The organism is Pontibacter qinzhouensis (assembly GCF_008017455.1).
Classification (GTDB): Bacteria; Bacteroidota; Bacteroidia; order Cytophagales; family Hymenobacteraceae; genus Pontibacter; species Pontibacter qinzhouensis.
Genome location: NZ_VRTY01000031.1, coordinates 16,404 through 33,840 on the forward strand (window position 1 = coordinate 16,404; position 17,437 = coordinate 33,840).

The window sequence follows — 17,437 nt, forward strand, 5'->3', positions numbered from 1 at the left end:
ATGCAGGCTGTTATTCTACATTTTAACATAGAGCTCCTTGTTCTGAATCATGCGGTAAACCGTTGATTTTCCGATGTCCAGTTTATCGGCTACAAGAATAACATTATAATCGTATTTATCAAGATAATGCTGTATAATATCTTTGTTGTAATCTTTCAGCGATCGCTCCCTTGTCAGAAAATCTTTGTCGGAATTGCTGTTGGCCTGGAAGTTAATGTGGTACTCCTGTATGGCCTCATCATCAGACAGCACCACAGCCAGTTCTACCACCGCCTTTAGTTCCCGCACGTTACCCGGGAAGGAATAGGAGAGAAGCTTTTCCTGTGCCTCCGATGACAGCTTTTTGCGACCAAGCCCGTTTTCTTTGGCAAAGCCTTCGATAAAATGTTTGGCAAGCACCAGAATGTCGCCGCCACGCTCCCGTAGAGGTGGCAGGTTAAGTGGCAGGCCCAGTAATCTGTAGTACAAATCTTCCCGAAAGGTTCCTTTTCTTACTTCTTCTGCCAGGTTTTTATGCGTAGCGACAATTATCCGAACATCTACGGGCACAATGGAGTTGCCGCCAACACGGGCAATTTCCTTTTCCTGAAGCACGCGGAGCAACTTTGCCTGCAGGCTAATGTCGAACTCCCCGATTTCATCCAGAAAAATGGTGCCTTTGTTAGCTTCTTCAAACTTACCGAGCCGACGGGCCATGGCACCAGTAAAAGCACCTTTCTCGTGCCCAAAAAGTTCGCTTTCGATAAGTTCTTTCGGAATAGCGGCCACGTTAACGGCCACATAAGGCTGCTTTTTGCGCGGGCTGTTGTAATGAATGGCTTTTGCAACCAGCTCCTTACCAGTTCCTGTTTCGCCGGTAATAGATACGGTTATGTTGGTTTTGGCAGCTTTGTCCATCATGGCAAACAGGCGCTTTATGGCTTCGCTGTTGCCGATTATAACATTGCCGAAATCGTATTTCTGTCCAATCTCTTCGCGTAGCTGCTTTATTTCTTCGCGGAGCGAGGCATTTTCCCGAATTTTTTGGATGGTGTTCCAGAGTCTTTCGGGTGTGTCTTCGTCTTTTACAATGTAATCGTAAGCGCCTTTTTTAAGCAAGTCTACAGCGGTAGCCACATCCTCCTGACCAGATATTACCACCACCTGCGTATCCGGGCTCTGCTCTTTTATCTGTTTTAGGACCTCCGAGCCATTTTTATCGGGCAAGCTATAATCGAGGGTAAGGGCATCGGGGCGTTCGTGCAGGGCAGCCAGGCAATCTTTAGCCGCATGAAATTTCCGGATCTCGTAATCGGGGTTCAGCGATAAGTGGTACTCTAAAAGATCGCTGTACCAGATATCATCGTCAAGAATAAAGATTTTAAAGGTCGTATTTTTCATGAAGGCCTGCAAGCACTAACATTTCTCAAACATCAAAGTTACTATAATTTAGTTGTGTTAAAACAACATTTTAATTGGAAACTTTTTGAATTGTAATGAAAGCTATCTCTGGCCTGAGTACTGGGCTATAAGGATGCCTTTCCTGGAGAGGCTTTCAGAAAGCTCTACAGAAAGAGGAAGTTAAATGGTAAGTGTTTCTGCTTGATTGTTCGTTTTAAGAGAAATTTTGTTGGCTGTTTCGGCCATAAAATTCCAGTTTAAGCTGGTTACGTGGTTTAGTAGCCAGTGTACAAAAACTGACCCTTGGATAGAATTTGATGAAAACTCTTCTGAAGGCCTAAATCATTTAAATAATTTGAGTAGATACCTTTGAAGGGGGATACATGCAGGCGTTCCGAACAAATAAGTGTAATCCTGCCGCAATTTTAAAGATGCGCAGCTAACGATTTAGTCTGCCAATAAGGTTTAAACTGCCATAAATTACCTGCTATTCATACTTCGCAAGTTCAAAACTTGTTTCCTTATTCCGCAAGTTACGGCTGCGCCAAAACTCCTGAAATAATAAGTTTAAATTAGATGTCCTCTAAGGTATGTTTTGCACTAGATTGAATTCAGTTAGCCTATAATGTTTAGGCTGCTTTAATGATTTCGTATTTTGCTCTCACAAACATAAAAACACCGTAGCAGAGCAGGCCTAGTGCTACAGCACCAAGTAAAAAAGATCCATAAGCCGAACTTTCCAGGAACTGGAAGGCACTTTGGCTGCCTCCGGCCTCGCGGGAGTTAGCCTCCAAAGCCGCTCGCAGAAACATGTAGCCGATGATGAGCCACACCACGCCTCGCGCAACATAACCCACTTTGCCGGCCCTTACCAACAAGCCCTTTACTTCCTGCCGTATTTCGCTTTCTTTTATTTTTTTCTTGTAGCTGCCGGAAAATGCGCGGTAAAACTGGTAGATGCCCATGCCCATCATGCCTAAGGCGACGGCTCCTGCCAGCCACTGGCCAAAGGGCTGCGACAAAAGTTCGCGGGCCAGCGTTTGCCTGGAGTCTTCGCCCTGACCACTGCCACCGCCGGAGCCAATAACCAACTTGGCCGCATAAAATGCAAAGGAGCCGTACACCACGCCGCTGGAGGCATAGCCAATGCGGGAGCCTAGCCCTTTGGCATCAGAGCCTCTGTTGTCGGTGTCTTTTATGGCCTGTATAAGGCGCCAGAGGGTATAGCAGAGCATACCGACCACCACCACTGCCAGCAGCGCTTTTCCGAACGGCTGCTTCAGTATAAACCTGAACACATCCTGCTTTCCTGCCTGCTGATCGCTGCTATCGCCCAACTCAAAGGCAGCCATAAAGGCCAGTATGCCTACCAGGCAGTATACTACGCCTTTGGCAGCCAGTCCTAGTCGGGCAAACCGGATAACCCATGCAGGCTGCGGCGAAGGCAGTCTTTGCGCCATGTTAGCTATGTTCATAGTTTCAGATAATCAGCTGTATGAATGGTGATTAAACACTCTAATCTCAATTAAAAAGTAAATATAGTTTTACACTACCTACGTATAGGCCTCGGAGATTTATAGCTTCAGAATAAGGCTTTAACTTTTAATTTCTTTGTTTCTATACACTTAGCTGACCTAGTTTACCCTTGGCACAAAAACTCCTTTTTTCCTTTGGAAGGCTGTTTTTATTTGAATAATTGGTTGTAATAATAATCCTTAAGGTTTAGTATGGATGAAAAGGTATGTGGTAAACGGCCCGCTACTTTTTTCGTTTCAGAAAAATGGCTTCAGAAGCAGCTTCTTTTCAGGATCTTATTTAACTTTGGAAGTATGGCTGTTCAGGCTATTTTGAAGCAAGGTTACTTCTCTTACATCTGCTACTATCACTATGAAAAAACGTATCCTCCCGTGGCTGCAGGCTGCTTTGTGTATCTTCCTTTTATCAGGCTGTGTGGCTACCTCCGGCATTACTACAACCCATGCTATTACCGCCTCCGGACCACAACCAGGCCGCTATACCACCTACAGTTGGTACCAGGAACAACCGCAGCAGGATCCTGATTTTATAAAGGACTTCGATAAAGGATTAGACGAACATATCAGGAAAGCCATTGAAGAGGAACTGCAAAAGAAAGGTTTACGCAAAACCTCGGGTAACCCGGATGTATTGGTAGCTTACGATGTAAGTGTGTCGGTGCCGAAGGAGAAGGATATTGCGGCAAACTTTGCGGATGGCTTTGGCTACAGCTATGCGCATATGGCAGGTTATCGGTACAATTACCAAAGCGCCGGAATTCCAGGTTATCGTGCCGTTGACTTATTTAAGCAAGGGACCTTTATCATAGATTTAGTTGACCCGGCTTCCAGTCAGTTGCTCTGGAGAGGCTGGACAGAGGGAGCCATCAGTAACTTCAACGCCGGCTATAAGAAAATTCATCGGCAGGTAGAGGCAATTCTGGCGAAGGAGTTTCGGTAAATTCAAAATTAGAAATATTGAAAATATGATTTACTAGCCCCTCTGGAAGCAGTTTCATCTGTTTTTAGTTGAGAGTTGCTGATTGTTTACAAAGCAATATTTAGTATCTGTTCGCCTTTATTTCCAGATCTTTAAAATTACAACCCATCCCATTCGTGGTAGAACTGCTTCAGAAAAGCTTCCATAAACTGGTGCCGCTCTTCCGCCATTGCTTTTGCTGTTTTGGTATGCATCCGGTCTTTCAGGAGCAGCAGCTTTTCGTAAAAGTGGTTGATAGTAGGAGCAGAGGCTGTTTTATAAGCTTCAAAGTTTTCGTGCAGCACCGGCTTTATATCCGGGTTATACATTTCGCGCCCTTTGTGGCCACCAAAAGCAAAAGCGCGGCCTATCCCGATTGCCCCAATGGCATCCAGGCGGTCAGCATCCTGCACAATCCGTCCTTCAAGTGTGCTCATGGCTGAACTGGTGCCTGCTCCTTTATAAGATATTTCTTTAATGATGAGGCAGATATGTTGAATAGTAGGTTCCTCTACCTGAAGCGATTCGAGCCAGGCTCTGGCTGCTCTGGGGCCTGCTGTGTCGTCGCCGTTATGGAATTTGTGGTCGGCGATATCGTGCAGCAAAGCCGCGAGTTCTACAATAAACAGGTCGGCCTGCTCGTTATTGGCAATGGCTTTGGCATTCTGCCAAACGCGATACACATGCCACCAGTCGTGGCCGGAGCCTTCGCCGGATAGGAGGGATTGGATGTGGTTGGCGGTTGTTTGGATGAGGGGGGTGTGCGGCATTATTGTAATGTGTTTGCAGAAATGAAACGTAAAGTTAAGGCATTTGATTTCTTAGTTTCAAAGGATAGCGTAATGGAGAGAAAAAAACCGACCGGTTCTAAGCTCGACTTTAGCATTAAGCAGCATTAGCCAGCCTATGCTGAAACTGGTGTAGCAAGGGTTGTGGTATTTTCACCATCTCTGTGTGTATATCAGAGGTTGAAAAATCAATTTTCTGCCATAGAAGCCTTCTGACAGCGGCAACCGCATCCCTGAAAGTAGGCTTCTCTTTTTTATACCATGTCGCCTCATCTTCCAGCAGCATTCCTTGTTGATGCACCCTCTCAGCCAGTAGCTTGACGATAGAGAAAAGACCCAGCAGCACCGGTGTAGTACGTTCAACAGCTTTCTCTGACCACTGCCGTTGCGTCTCCACGCCCAGGTGTGCCTGTGTCTCCTCCAACTTTACTTCCAGTGACCATCTTCTGGCGAAGTAGACGACTACCATCTCTGCCGGTAATTCCAGGTCGGTAGAAAGCAGGGCCACCGGGGCCAGCTTCCCTTCCGGGTCGCGCAGCAGCACCCATTTTAGAGGCACCACTGGCTTTCCTCTGTGGTACCAGAGAGCTGTCGCCGTGGCTATCTCCATTTCTTTCTGACTATGGCCATACCAGTTGGTCAGCGTCACCTTCCGCCATTTTGTAGCAGTACTCTTTAACACCTGCTGCAGGGTGGGCTGCCTTTCTCTCTTTTTTCTATTGCGCCCCGGTTTGCCCGGCACTCGGGCCGGAGCAGACTCATAAAGTGCTGCATCCAATCCAATACAGTATAAGAACTATCTCCCACGGCTATTACTTGCCTATTGGGAAGCCAGCGCTTTAACTGCAGGAGCATCTGGCGGGCCCAGTCGGTGATTTTCTTGTACCGCTTCCCGGCTTCTTGGGCATAGCGCTTACTCAGGGCCAGCAGCGTCAGAAAAGGCAGCGCCCAAACCCGCCCGGCCCAATTCATGGGCATCAGCAGCATCAGGCTTACCCACCGAAGGCCGATGCGCTTGAGAAAGTGCGAGTGGCTGCTGCGCACACTATCTCGATAGATGACCTCTCTTTTTTATCTTACTACCCCACCTTCGCTCCACCGTCTCGTCTATCCCCACTACTACACGACCCTCTGCCAGGAAAGCATCAAGCAGCTGGCCCAGCAGAATACGGTCTCCTTCCAAGGCACACCGCCTGACCAGGCTCAGCACCCGTTGGTAATCGTGAAACTTGGTCTCTCCGCTCAGCCCCAGTACCCGTAGAAAAGAGGTAACGGTTCGTTTGCCAGGAACTAAGATGGCCCTGCCAAAAGACGCCGGGCATGGACAAAGACCGGTTTGGAAAACAAGCCGGAACATCCTATTATCAAACTAACGAACTCATCAGGGAGGGTAAACATGGCATAAGTTTGTTTAGTCACATCTTAACTATGCCCTTTCTTGGTGAGTTCTATTTTCGTATAGAAAATGCTAAAGTCGAGCTAACAGTTTATAATAGAATTCTTGCCTTTATATAAAGATACATGTTATTATAAAGAACCTGTAGCACCTAAACCGTAAATATGGGGAGGATAAATGGTTAAGCATGTGTTATAATTAAGGGCACTTCTAAAAACTCAACTACTTGATTCTTACTTGGAGAGGTATTTTATTTGTAGCTACTATAGGCAGAGAAATAAAGAAAAGCTTTTAACGGCATAAACCCCTAGGTCTCTTTGACGAGGACTTTCGGTGAAGCAAGCTAAGTACAGTGGGCGACACGCTGGAGAAGCAAGCTGGCAGGGGGCATCGATTTCGAGCTCTTCAGTGGAGATGCCAAGCTTCTTGAGGTCCTGCCACCAAAGAGGAATACTCACCCCCTGACAAAGCACGCTCAGGGTAAGGAAATGATACTTGCGGCCGCCCCATTTCCAGAATCAGGTGCAGGCTCTTTGTCTCCAGCAGGCTCATAGTATGCCTGCAACATACCCATCCAAATGCTCTTGTCGTTCCTGAAAGACCATAGCCATAGCTTTAGCCCTTGGTAGTGCGATCGAGCGTCTGTGACGATTTTGCCCAAAAGCTTGCCTACAGTGCCTTTCAGCGACCATAAATTAACTGTTTTTTCTTCCAGTAACAGTGCAACCATCAAAAGCGTATTCTATAACTGGGAGCGTTTACAAACTTGAGCTAATTCCGCAAATTTATCTAATACGTGAGCGTACATAACTTGTCATTTTGGTCCTACTCCATAACAAGTTTTTGCGCCTCACTTATTTATTTTGTACTGTAGTATAGTAAATTGTACATCTAAAGAATTAAGGAATACAGTTGTCAGCAACGGATTTATGCATTCCAGAGTAAACCTACATCGGAAGCAAAGGCTTTGTTATGAGCCATTTGTGCAGTTGCAGAACGACCAGACACGCGGGTTAGATCTCCAGTCTCTGACCGGAGCAGGTATTCGGTTGGCCCTGCTCCGGTCCGATGAAGTGTAGCTATAAGCCGGCACTGGACTTATGCACGAATACGAATCCTGGAAAACCCCAGATAGGGAGGGGGTACTGCATAGGTCTGGCCTCCTGAAAAGTACCAAATATTCCAATATAAGGGAAAACCTAAATGAGCTTGTAAGTACGAGTACCATCAGATACTACCAGACCGGCTACGATAAGGTTATAATAGGCTTTGGATCAGGTTAAACAGCAATATAGGCCTTGATGTGAAGATTTACGGAAAATTAAGCCTACGCACTAATTTTAATTTTACTTTCGAAGATGAAACAATTGTTCCGGTAACTAAGAGCGTGCTTAAATTTTCAAGTTGTTGTTCGTCAGGCAATTCTGTTAAGAATCAGCTGGCAGTTGTGCCATAACACCCATGCTTCTGCACTCTGAGTGGTCTTTTCATGGTCTTTATCGAGCCTGCGGAAGAAGTTGAAGAGGCCAAATGCCCGCTCGCTCACCCACCGCCACTTAACCGGAACGAATTCTTTTGTCCCTGGGGGATTAGAAGTGATTTCTAACGCCACACCAAGTAAGTTTTCCTCGACCCACCCCTTAAAAACCTTCTCATATGCCGCATCGGCCAGTATCTTTTTCATGCGGTCCATGTAACCCAGCATCGGCTCTACCACCCGTTCAGCCACCGCTCCGTCGGCCTTGTTGGCAGCATGCACCACCACCCCCCAAACCAGCCCCAGGGTGTCTGTGATGACATGGCGCTTGCGACCGTTTATCTTTTTGTTGCCGTCCACCCCTGTCTCCTCTTTGATGAATGGGGCTACTTTAACGGACTGTGAGTCAATGCAGAACAGGCTGGGCACGGCCGGCTTGTTAACCCGCTTCCGCTCCAGTTTATTAAGCGACCAGTTCAAGCGTTTGAGCGTGCCGTCCGTCTGCCACTTTCTGAAATAGTAGTAGACAAGTTGCCACTTAGGGAAATTGTCGGGTAGATTCCGCCACTGGTTTCCGACGCGAAGGCACCAGAGAATGGCATCGACTATAACCCTTAAACTATGATCGCGTTTGCGATGAGTAGGGAGCGTTTCTCGGATAGCTCCCCACTGCGAGTCAGTAAGTCTCTGGTAGTGAGATTGCATAAGTTTTATGGTTTGGTTACCCTTTTGCTTACGCATTCACTCGCTTTTGTATGACCATTGGCTAATATTTAAACATGCTCTAAGTTGATCTATTCAATCAACAACGGGTTTAATTATGAGTGTCAATAAATTTATTTTTATAAGGAGGTGAAGCATATCCTAATTTATTTCCTAATTTCGCCATTTCAGATTAATGAATTAACCGTCAATTTAAGCTGACATGTTCTTAATTAGCAATGTTCAAAATCGAGAAAACATACCCTATTCTTTCCCTTATCTGTTTCTTTGCAACCCTTCTGATGATTGGAGGCTGTGTACCACAAAGGAAAATAAAATTGCTACAGGAAGAAGCAAATGTAAAGGATCAGGCGCAAGCCGATGTGTTGCTCAAAATCATAAAATTACAACCGCCAGTTTATACCCTAAAGCCTGGTGATGTGCTGTCTTTACAAATTCGCACTACTACACCCGCTGAAAATAACTTTCTGGCAGCACCCGCCACTACCTTTGGTACGGAACGGGATCCGCTACTTACTGGTTATACACTTGATGAAAATGGAAACTTGAACTTGCCGGTTATCGGTAATGTTAATCTACTTAACCTTAGCATGCAAGAAGCAAGAGTTAGAATTTCTTCGGTATTACTTCCTTACTTTGAATATCCAACAGTAAATCTAAGATTACTAACATTCAAATATACTATCGTAGGTGAGGTTTTAAGGCAAGGTCAGTTTACTTCACTTCAGGATAATTTAAATTTGATGGAAGCATTGGCCAGTGCAGGAGGTATGACACCTTTTGCTAATAGGGGGCAAATTAGATTAATACGGCAGGAAGGTGGAGAGGCAAAAATTTATATGCTTAGTCTTTTAGAAGATGATATAATTGGTATGAAAAATTATTATATACAGCCAAATGATATGATAGTAATAGATCCTTTACCTGCCAGATTCTTCAGAGAAAATATAGTGCAGAATTTTACTTTGATGCTTTCCGTTGTATCGTCTATCTCGTTGTTAGTCTGGAGATTTACTAGATAATTTTGTTATATGAAAGAATTTAATTCGGATTTCTTTTTTGTATTAAGCTTTGAAATTGGAAAATAATAGTTCTCAACAAGAATCCCAGGGTTTAAATATCCAAAAGTTAATTAGTAAACTACTGGCTTTTAAGTATCTAATATTAGGATCGGCATTTGTCGCGCTGATACTTGCTTACCTCATTAACAGGTATACAGAACCTATTTATGAGGTAAGATCTTCTGTTATGGTAGGAGCTGGAAATACTGAGGGGATTTCTGCGTCGGCTGTTATGGCGAATACCGAAATGTTTAGAAGTAGTCAGAACTTATCTAATGAATCTATAATACTCAAAAGTAAATCCTTAGCCCTTAAAACGATAAAGAAACTAGATTTTGATGTAAGCTATTATATAAAGGGTAATGTAAAATTAACAGAAATTTACAAGGATCATAACTTTAAGGTAGAATTTGATGCTGCTTCAGAAGTACCCTATGGTGTTATGTTCACTATTAATTCAAAAGATAATGGAGAGTATACATTGACTAGTGAAAGTTCCAGCTGGCGAAAGTTACTAGAAGATAAGACTTTTAAATCCGGTCGTTTTTACAATATTAAAGACTTTAAATTTAAAATCTATATTCCAGCTTCAATAGGATCAGAGGAGGAGCAGTCATTATTTAAAATTAATGACCTTAGTCGATTGGCTCAGACTTATGCTAATGCCCTTGATATTTCATTCCCTAAGGATGCATCTGCTCTTCTTGTTATAAAGCTTAGAGGTCCAACTCCTAAAAAGGATATCGATTTTCTGAACGCGCATATGGAGAGTTACCGGGAGAATAACTTGGCCATTAAAAATACACAGGCTGAGAACACGGTTAACTTTATAGATGATCAGTTGCTTCAAATATCTGATTCGCTTTATTTTATAGAAACTAGACTCGAGGACTTTAAGAAGAATAATATCTCCCTCGATATCCGGAACAGTGGCAGTCTGATAGATTCCGAACTTCGGGAACTACAATCAGCCAAGGCTGTCCTGCTGCTCAATCAAAAGTATTATGATTATCTAATCAATTACATAAATACCAGAAAGGATTACAATGATGTGATTGTGCCTTCTAGTTTTGGAATTAGTGACAATGTCTTAAGCTCTCATATTACTAGGTTACTTGATCTCCAGGTGCAGATAGATGTGCTATCGCAGAGCAGAACTTTAGCAAATCCTATTGAGGCCAGAAGGCTGGAAGAACTAAAACGGGAATTAAATGAACTGATTCCCAATTTGCTTAAAAGCATTAATAATGCTGTGGTAGCTAACAACATAGAATTAAAAGATATAAATGGACGTATGAGCAGAGTTTTAGGCTTACTTAAGGAGATTCCTTCAGCGGAACGCCAACTTGTAAATATTCAACGTCTTTATAGTCTGAGCGAAAATTTATATGTGTTCTTGCTCCAGAAGAGAGCCGAGACAGGTATTGCAAAGGCGGCCAATACTTCAGATATCACGATTATCAACGAAGGAAAAATATCAGCTCAGATTGCGCCTACCGACAGTAAAAATTATATTACAGCTTTACTCTTAGGTTTAGCTCTTCCTATCGGCCTAATCTTCCTTAAAAATTATTTTAACAACAAAATAAATGAGGTAGATGACTTGCGACGCTTAAGCACTATACCATTGTTGGGAATGATCGGCCATAATAAAAAAGAGCAAAAAATGCTGATGGAGCAAAATTCAAAATCTGCGCTGGCTGAATCGTTCAGAACCTTGCGTTCTAATCTGAAATTTATGATCAATTCAGATTCCGGATCAGGTAAAATTATCGTAATAACTTCTTCTATCAGTGGTGAAGGAAAAACGTTTTCAGCTAAGAATTTAGCTTATATCCTGGCAATTTCGGGCGAAAAGACTCTACTGGTAAATGCCGATATGCGCAAGCCAAACGATAATGCCGACCTTGGCGTGCAATCGCCTGTGGGTTTAAGTAATTTTCTAGCCGGTCATGCCAATTTAAATGAGGTCATTTTTCCTTCAAAAGTTAATGGGCTATTTGTATTACCTTCCGGCGATATCCCTCCAAATCCCTCCGAACTGCTTTTAAGTGAGCGAAACGAAGAATTAATCACGTACATCAAAAAACAATTCGACTATATCATTCTTGACACACCTCCGGTCGGCATTCTTTCCGATGGATTGGAACTTATGCAATTGGCAGATGTAAATGTGTATATGGTACGGCAGGAGTATACCCCAAAACAATTTCTCGCTCAGATACAGCAGCAGTATGAATCTGGTAAAGTAAAAAATCTTGCTATTCTTTTTAACGACGTTAACTTTTCTAAAAGTGGCTACGGCTACGGCTATGGTTACGGTTATGGCTATTATGCCGAAGACTCTGAGGATAAGGCGTGGTGGAAGCGCCTTGGTTAACAATGGAATAGTAAAATTTTTTTATATGGCAATGATAGCCCACGTTAATCAATATATAATTAAGGTTTGATGAAAAAGGCTTAAGGATCTCTTTTTAAGTGTATTAGGAGGTGCATTTGTTTTTAAAGTGCACAGATTTTAGTAATTTATGTTCAAAAAGCTTGCACCAGATGATCCGTTACACGCCCAGCAACCAGCTCAGCATAGTGGAATTCAAGACACCCTTCCAGCTGCATCTGGACAGGCAGAACAGATGGGTAAAGCTGGCAGCTGCCATTCCCTGGGACAGCCTGGCCCAGATTTACTACCGGTGCATGAGCGCCGATAAAGGCGCCCCCTCGCTGGATGCGCGCATCGTCATCGGCTCGCTTATCATCAAGCACAAGCTCAAGCTCGACGACCGGGAGGTGGTCGAGACGATCCGGGAGAACATGTACCTGCAGTACTTCCTGGGCCTGAGCTCCTAACAGCCCGAGCCCCTGTTCGACCGCAGCCTCTTTACATCCTTCCGCTACCGGCTGGGTGCGGATAAGTTCGATGAGATGAGCCAGGAGCTTATTGCCAGCGCGCTCGGTATTGCCGGCCCGGCAGAGCAGGCGGCCTCAGCAGAAAAGCAGCCCCCAGAGCAGTCAGACCATAAGCCGGAGCCTCCGGCGGAGATTACCCCGACAGAGAGCCAATCCCTGGAAGAAGAGGCAGCAGCGGACAGCCCGGCCAAGAATCAGAAACGGGAGGGCAGTCTCAAGCTAGACGCCACCGTGGCTGACCAGCTGATCAAGTACCCGACCGACCTGGACCTGCTCTCCCGGAGCCGGGAAGAGAGCGAGCGCCTCATTGACGGGCTGTGCCTGCATCTGAGGCTGGCTAAAAACGCCACGCACCTACCGGGCGCAAGGCCCGCCGGGACTATCTAAACACGGCCAAGAAAAAGAAGAAGAGCAGGAAGGAAATCTGCAAAGCCATCTCCAGGCAACTCAACTACCTCAGGCGCAACATCAAGAGCTGGAGTTGCTACCTTTGAGTGGAGACCTTTTTTAGGCAGATTTAATTAAATGCTTAAATTTGAAAAAGATGGATAGACGTGTATTTGACGCCTCCTTTAAACGGATGGCCATTGACCTTTCCCATGCGAGAGGATCAGTAAAAGCGGTAGCAGACGAGTTGGGTATAGATCCGGGTCGATTGAGCAAGTGGCGGCAGAAGGACAGCTCAACGGTACGATCTACCGAAGGATTAAATGACGAGCAGAAAGAGATTAAGCGGCTACAAAAAGAGTTGAAGGAGGCGCAGTTGGAGCGCGATATTTTAAAAAAGGCCATCAACATCTTCTCCAGGGGAGACGGGCGGTATACGGATTCATAAAGGAGCACCGCAACCAGTTTCCCGTTAAGAAGATGTGTAAAGTACTGAAGGTAAGTAGCAGCAGTTACTACTATTGGCTTCATCACCCCGTGAGTCTGCGAGAGCAGAAAGAGCAGGAGTTGGTGGGTGGTACAAATAAAGGAGGTGTATCAGCAGAGCAAGTGCCGCTACGGGAGCCCCAGGATCAGTTTTGAACTTGGGGAGCAGGGAATCCGGGCCTCCCGCCCAAGAGTAGCCCGTCTCATGCAGAAACATCAGATACAAAGCATCATCAGAAAGAAGTATAGGATACAGACCACCGACTCCAGTCATGTCTTTACCGTGGCAGAGAACCATTTGGCAAGGGATTTTCAAGCGGAAAGGCCGGCCGAGAAGTGGGTGTCCGATTTGACCTACATCAGGACGCTGGAAGGTTGGCTTTACCTGACGATCGTACTGGACCTGGCTGACAGAAAAGTGGTCGATTGGGCGCTGAGCGAGACCATGGAGGCGGAGATGACCACGGTAGCTGCCTTTCAAATGGCTATCAGAAACAGGCCGCTATTTCACTCTCTTTTGTTCCATTCTGACCGGGGCGTACAATATGCCTGCAGTGCTTTCCGGGAGCAACTGGAGAGCAAGCCGGTCGTGCAAAGTATGAGCAGGAAAGGCAATTGCTGGGACAATGCTGTGGCAGAGAGCTTCTTTAAAACAATGAAAACAGAGATGATATATCACCATCAATTTGCCACCATGCAGGAAGCAAAGCTGGCTATTTTCGAGTACATTGAAAGCTTTTATAACCGCAAAAGGAGGCATTCTACACTCGGTTACCTGACCCCGTACCAGTATGAAGAACTCCTAAACAATCAAACAGTGGCCGCCTGAAAAAAGTCTTCAGTAAAACATTGCAAGTCCATTTTAAAAATTTACAGGTTAGTCTAAAATATAGAACCTCTTAACAGATTTCCCGTTACAGTCGAAGTAACATTTTCATGTATATTGACATATGATTGACTAATACTCTAAATTAACCATGAATAAAAGTTCTAAAATCTATGTTGCAGGGCATAGGGGAATGGTGGGTTCTGCCATATGCCGCAAGCTGGAGCAGGATGGATACACTCACATTATTACCAAAACATCTGCGGAACTGGATCTTCGGGATCAGCAAGCGGTTCTTAGTTTTTTTGAAAGCCAAAAGCCTGACTATGTGTTTCTGGCTGCCGCCAAGGTAGGGGGCATCCATGCAAACAATACCTATCGGGCTGATTTTTTGTACGATAACCTAATGATACAGGCTAACATTATTCATGCAGCCTATGTGCATCGAGCTACAAAACTTCAGTTTCTTGGCTCCTCCTGCATATATCCTAAGATGGCACCCCAGCCACTTAAAGAAGAATACTTGCTGACTGGTACACTTGAGCAGACAAATGAGCCATACGCCATAGCCAAAATTGCCGGCATTAAGCTCTGTGAAGCTTACCGCGACCAATATGGCTGCGATTTTATAAGTGTTATGCCTACTAACCTTTATGGCTACAACGACAATTACGACCTGAATAACTCGCACGTATTGCCAGCGCTAATCCGGAAATTTCATGAGGCGAAAGACAACGCAGCTCAATCTGTTACCGTATGGGGCACAGGCAGTCCCAGAAGAGAATTTTTGTTTGCCGATGATCTGGCCGAAGCATGTGTCTTTTTAATGGAAAATTACAGTGGACGTGAGTTGGTGAATATTGGAACAGGGGAGGATGTGACCATTAAAGAGCTGGCACTATTGGTAAAAGAAGTGGTTGGTTTTAAGGGTGAACTTGTTTTCGACACTACCAAACCCGATGGTACCCCCCGCAAACTAATGGATGTTTCGAAACTGCACCAGTTAGGCTATAAACACAAAACTGAACTGAGAGAAGGCATTGCCCTGTCTTATGCCGACTTTAAAGAAAAGTATGTAACTTCACTTTAATGTGCTAACGGTCTAAGGTGCTGATGTGCTAATTATAACATTAAAGACACGCCGCATTTTAGCGAAACTACTTAAGAAAAAATTATCCAAACACCCTTCCTTTTTTCAAAGAGGAGATATGGACAATGCCATCAACTTAGGGAACTCGAAAGGTCATCCCGAGCGTAGCCGAGGGAACTATTAAATATAAACCGGTTCGAAATAGATCCTTCGACAAGCTCAGAATGACCTCATCACAAGCTCAAGTAAACGGTATTGGTGGTAAGGAGTGGTTTTTAACACTGAGATCAATAAACATAATTTCTAATTTTGAATTTCTAATTTATATAAAATGAAAACAGCCCTCGTTACTGGCATTACAGGTCAAGATGGTGCCTATTTAGCTGAATTACTACTAAGCAAAGGATATAAAGTTCACGGTGTAAAACGTCGCAGTTCCCTTTTCAACACAGACCGTGTAGATCACCTGTACCAGGACCCGCATGAGAAGAACGTAAACTTTAAGATGCATTATGGTGACCTGACGGACTCTACTAATATTATCCGGATTATACAGGAAACCCAGCCGGATGAGATTTATAACCTGGCCGCCATGAGCCATGTAAAGGTAAGCTTCGATACGCCGGAATATACGGCCAATGCAGATGGCCTGGGAACACTGCGAATTCTGGAGGCCATCCGGATTTTAGGTCTAACAGAGAAAACCCGCATTTACCAGGCTTCTACTTCAGAATTATATGGTCTGGTGCAGGCTGTGCCACAGTCTGAAACTACTCCCTTTTACCCTCGCTCACCGTATGCTGTTGCTAAACTTTATGCCTACTGGATTACGGTTAATTATCGTGAAGCATATGGTATGTATGCCTGTAATGGAATCCTCTTCAACCATGAGTCTCCATTGCGAGGTGAAACCTTTGTAACCCGTAAAATAACAAGGGCTACCTCCAGAATTGCGCTGGGGCTGCAGGATAAACTCTACTTAGGAAATTTGGATGCTAAGCGTGACTGGGGGCATGCTAAAGATTATGTAGATGCCATGTGGCGCATTCTGCAGCAGGATACTCCTGAAGATTTTGTAATTGCTACCGGCGTTACGACTACGGTTCGTGATTTTGTGAAAATGTCTTTTGCGGAGGTTGGCATAGACTTGGAATTCAGAGGAGAAGGTGTAGAGGAAAAAGGATATGTACAAGCCTGTGCTAATCCCGACTATCAGGTGGAGATTGGCAAGGAGGTAGTATGTGTGGATCCTAATTATTTCCGCCCAACCGAGGTGGAATTGCTTATAGGAGATGCTACGAAATCAAAAACTAAACTTGGTTGGGAACCTAAATATGATCTGGCTGCTTTAGTTAAAGATATGATGCAGGCAGATATAGAACTCTTTAAGCGTGACACCTACCTGGCTGAAGGGGGACATCGTATATTAAATTATCATGAGTAGGTAAATATTTTACTTATAAGAGCATTCCGATCTTAAAAGTATTCATGTATCTTTGCAGGCAGAATAAAAGCATTTTAATGAAAATGCTTTTATTCTGCCTTATTTTTAAAACATGATAACAAATTTAATGAAAGAGAAAGAAGAAGACTGGTCTCTGGTAATTGAACCAAAATCCAGCCTATTCGACCTGCAACTGAAAGAGGTTTGGCGTTACAGGGACCTTTTGCAGATGTTTGTAACAAGAGACTTTATTGCGGTATACAAGCAGACTATTCTTGGGCCTATCTGGTTCTTTTTACAGCCTCTTTTTACTACTATTACCTTCACCATTGTCTTTGGTAATATTGCAGGAATTTCTACAGGAGGTGTGCCGCCACTTCTTTTCTACATGGCTGGCATAACCTGTTGGAACTACTTCGCAGCCTGTTTAACAGCTACTTCAAATACATTTGTGGGCAATGCCAATATCTTCGGTAAAGTATATTTTCCTAGGGTAATAACACCGCTTGCTATTGTTGTTTCAAACATGCTGAAGTTTGGTGTGCAGTTTGTATTATTCCTGCTTCTCCTTTCTTACTATATTTTCACTGGTGCTGACGTGCAGCCCAATGCTTACCTGCTGTTGGTCCCACTGTTGGTTGTTTTAATGGCTATTATTGCCATGGGGTTTGGAATGCTTATTTCTGCCATGACAACAAGGTACAGAGATTTGCAATTTCTAATTGGTTTTGGTGTGCAATTGGCAATGTACGCTTCTACTGTAATTTATCCTGTTTCCGGAATTCCAGAAAAGTACAAAACTTTTATAATGGCAAATCCAATGTCTTCTATCATTGAGGTTTTTAGATTTGCATTTCTAAGTTCAGGTTCATTTCAATGGATGTATGTTATATATCCTACCGTCTTTGCAGTTGTGATTTTTATTCTAGGCATGATTGTCTTCAATAAAGTGGAAAAGACGTTTTTGGATACAGTTTAA

The 17,437-nt window shown here is 44.2% G+C and carries 19 protein-coding genes; 12 read left to right on the forward strand and 7 right to left on the reverse strand.

The window, feature by feature from the left end; translation table 11 throughout:
* Nucleotides 1–15: 15 nt before the first annotated feature.
* Nucleotides 16–1,380, reverse strand: a complete 1,365-nt coding sequence (locus tag FVR03_RS10005; protein WP_147921610.1) for a sigma-54-dependent transcriptional regulator — start codon at nt 1,378–1,380, stop codon at nt 16–18.
* Between the two features lie 629 nt (nt 1,381–2,009).
* On the reverse strand, nt 2,010–2,855 hold the full coding sequence (locus FVR03_RS10010) for a DUF1206 domain-containing protein (protein WP_147921611.1): 846 nt from the start codon (nt 2,853–2,855) through the stop codon (nt 2,010–2,012).
* A gap of 412 nt (nt 2,856–3,267) precedes the next feature.
* On the opposite strand from FVR03_RS10010, the gene FVR03_RS10015 reads away from it, so the two are divergent.
* Complete coding sequence (locus FVR03_RS10015; protein WP_147921612.1) at nt 3,268–3,855, forward strand: DUF4136 domain-containing protein; 588 nt, start codon at nt 3,268–3,270, stop codon at nt 3,853–3,855.
* Between the two features lie 137 nt (nt 3,856–3,992).
* Here the strand turns inward: FVR03_RS10015 and FVR03_RS10020 are convergent, their stop codons facing one another.
* From FVR03_RS10020 to FVR03_RS24720, 4 genes are all read right to left on the reverse strand, one after another.
* On the reverse strand, nt 3,993–4,643 hold the full coding sequence (locus FVR03_RS10020; RefSeq protein ID WP_147921613.1) for an HD domain-containing protein: 651 nt from the start codon (nt 4,641–4,643) through the stop codon (nt 3,993–3,995).
* A 115-nt stretch (nt 4,644–4,758) separates the two neighbouring features.
* The gene (locus FVR03_RS24710; protein WP_222707201.1) at nt 4,759–5,343 is read right to left on the reverse strand and encodes a hypothetical protein; all 585 of its coding nucleotides are present in this window, start codon (nt 5,341–5,343) and stop codon (nt 4,759–4,761) included.
* Nucleotides 5,337–5,705 (reverse strand): hypothetical protein, encoded by a 369-nt coding sequence (locus FVR03_RS24715; RefSeq protein ID WP_222707202.1) that lies wholly within the window; start codon nt 5,703–5,705, stop codon nt 5,337–5,339. The genes FVR03_RS24710 and FVR03_RS24715 overlap by 7 nt, the downstream gene beginning before the upstream one ends.
* 1 nt (nt 5,706) lies before the next feature.
* On the reverse strand, nt 5,707–6,018 hold the full coding sequence (locus tag FVR03_RS24720; RefSeq protein ID WP_222707203.1) for a transposase: 312 nt from the start codon (nt 6,016–6,018) through the stop codon (nt 5,707–5,709).
* Between the two features lie 968 nt (nt 6,019–6,986).
* Between FVR03_RS24720 and FVR03_RS24355 the strand changes: the two genes are divergently transcribed.
* Complete coding sequence (locus tag FVR03_RS24355; protein WP_187270109.1) at nt 6,987–7,136, forward strand: hypothetical protein; 150 nt, start codon at nt 6,987–6,989, stop codon at nt 7,134–7,136.
* Between the two features lie 335 nt (nt 7,137–7,471).
* On the opposite strand, the gene FVR03_RS10030 is transcribed toward FVR03_RS24355, so the two are convergent.
* Entirely contained in the window at nt 7,472–8,275 is an 804-nt protein-coding gene (locus FVR03_RS10030) for an IS5 family transposase (RefSeq protein WP_147921614.1), read from the reverse strand.
* 200 nt (nt 8,276–8,475) lie between these two features.
* On the opposite strand from FVR03_RS10030, the gene FVR03_RS10035 reads away from it, so the two are divergent.
* From FVR03_RS10035 to FVR03_RS10075, 10 genes are all read left to right on the forward strand, one after another.
* Nucleotides 8,476–9,279 (forward strand): polysaccharide biosynthesis/export family protein, encoded by an 804-nt coding sequence (locus FVR03_RS10035; protein WP_147921615.1) that lies wholly within the window; start codon nt 8,476–8,478, stop codon nt 9,277–9,279.
* Nucleotides 9,280–9,334: 55 nt separating this feature from the next.
* Nucleotides 9,335–11,698, forward strand: a complete 2,364-nt coding sequence (locus tag FVR03_RS10040) for a GumC family protein (protein WP_187270110.1) — start codon at nt 9,335–9,337, stop codon at nt 11,696–11,698.
* A gap of 116 nt (nt 11,699–11,814) precedes the next feature.
* Nucleotides 11,815–12,165 (forward strand): transposase, encoded by a 351-nt coding sequence (locus FVR03_RS10045; protein WP_147921617.1) that lies wholly within the window; start codon nt 11,815–11,817, stop codon nt 12,163–12,165.
* Between the two features lie 75 nt (nt 12,166–12,240).
* Nucleotides 12,241–12,612 (forward strand): hypothetical protein, encoded by a 372-nt coding sequence (locus FVR03_RS10050; RefSeq protein ID WP_147921618.1) that lies wholly within the window; start codon nt 12,241–12,243, stop codon nt 12,610–12,612.
* 157 nt (nt 12,613–12,769) lie between these two features.
* Nucleotides 12,770–13,060: a transposase gene (locus FVR03_RS10055; RefSeq protein ID WP_147921619.1), complete on the forward strand. Its 291-nt coding sequence runs from the start codon at nt 12,770–12,772 to the stop codon at nt 13,058–13,060.
* A gap of 32 nt (nt 13,061–13,092) precedes the next feature.
* On the forward strand, nt 13,093–13,254 hold the full coding sequence (locus tag FVR03_RS24360; protein WP_187270111.1) for a hypothetical protein: 162 nt from the start codon (nt 13,093–13,095) through the stop codon (nt 13,252–13,254).
* Nucleotides 13,205–13,927, forward strand: coding sequence for an IS3 family transposase (locus FVR03_RS10060; protein ID WP_255474158.1), 723 nt, complete (start codon nt 13,205–13,207; stop codon nt 13,925–13,927). The genes FVR03_RS24360 and FVR03_RS10060 overlap by 50 nt, the downstream gene beginning before the upstream one ends.
* A gap of 148 nt (nt 13,928–14,075) precedes the next feature.
* Nucleotides 14,076–15,014 (forward strand): GDP-L-fucose synthase, encoded by a 939-nt coding sequence (gene fcl / locus FVR03_RS10065; protein WP_147921621.1) that lies wholly within the window; start codon nt 14,076–14,078, stop codon nt 15,012–15,014.
* Nucleotides 15,015–15,345: 331 nt separating this feature from the next.
* Entirely contained in the window at nt 15,346–16,458 is a 1,113-nt protein-coding gene (gene gmd, locus FVR03_RS10070; protein WP_147921622.1) for a GDP-mannose 4,6-dehydratase, read from the forward strand.
* A 112-nt stretch (nt 16,459–16,570) separates the two neighbouring features.
* Nucleotides 16,571–17,437, forward strand: a complete 867-nt coding sequence (locus FVR03_RS10075) for an ABC transporter permease (protein WP_255474157.1) — start codon at nt 16,571–16,573, stop codon at nt 17,435–17,437.

Excerpts from the sequence above, each read along its gene's own strand:
- FVR03_RS10005 (WP_147921610.1), bottom strand. The coding sequence starts at position 1,380 with ATGAAAAATACGACCTTTAAAATCTTTATTCTTGACGATGATATCTGG.
- FVR03_RS10010 (WP_147921611.1), bottom strand. The coding sequence starts at position 2,855 with ATGAACATAGCTAACATGGCGCAAAGACTGCCTTCGCCGCAGCCTGCA.
- FVR03_RS10015 (WP_147921612.1), top strand. The coding sequence starts at position 3,268 with ATGAAAAAACGTATCCTCCCGTGGCTGCAGGCTGCTTTGTGTATCTTC.
- FVR03_RS10020 (WP_147921613.1), bottom strand. The coding sequence starts at position 4,643 with ATGCCGCACACCCCCCTCATCCAAACAACCGCCAACCACATCCAATCC.
- FVR03_RS24720 (WP_222707203.1), bottom strand. The coding sequence starts at position 6,018 with ATGTTCCGGCTTGTTTTCCAAACCGGTCTTTGTCCATGCCCGGCGTCT.
- FVR03_RS24355 (WP_187270109.1), top strand. The coding sequence starts at position 6,987 with ATGCATTCCAGAGTAAACCTACATCGGAAGCAAAGGCTTTGTTATGAG.
- FVR03_RS10030 (WP_147921614.1), bottom strand. The coding sequence starts at position 8,275 with ATGCGTAAGCAAAAGGGTAACCAAACCATAAAACTTATGCAATCTCAC.
- FVR03_RS10035 (WP_147921615.1), top strand. The coding sequence starts at position 8,476 with ATGTTCAAAATCGAGAAAACATACCCTATTCTTTCCCTTATCTGTTTC.
- FVR03_RS10050 (WP_147921618.1), top strand. The coding sequence starts at position 12,241 with ATGAGCCAGGAGCTTATTGCCAGCGCGCTCGGTATTGCCGGCCCGGCA.
- FVR03_RS10055 (WP_147921619.1), top strand. The coding sequence starts at position 12,770 with ATGGATAGACGTGTATTTGACGCCTCCTTTAAACGGATGGCCATTGAC.
- FVR03_RS24360 (WP_187270111.1), top strand. The coding sequence starts at position 13,093 with ATGTGTAAAGTACTGAAGGTAAGTAGCAGCAGTTACTACTATTGGCTT.
- fcl (WP_147921621.1), top strand. The coding sequence starts at position 14,076 with ATGAATAAAAGTTCTAAAATCTATGTTGCAGGGCATAGGGGAATGGTG.
- gmd (WP_147921622.1), top strand. The coding sequence starts at position 15,346 with ATGAAAACAGCCCTCGTTACTGGCATTACAGGTCAAGATGGTGCCTAT.
- FVR03_RS10075 (WP_255474157.1), top strand. The coding sequence starts at position 16,571 with ATGATAACAAATTTAATGAAAGAGAAAGAAGAAGACTGGTCTCTGGTA.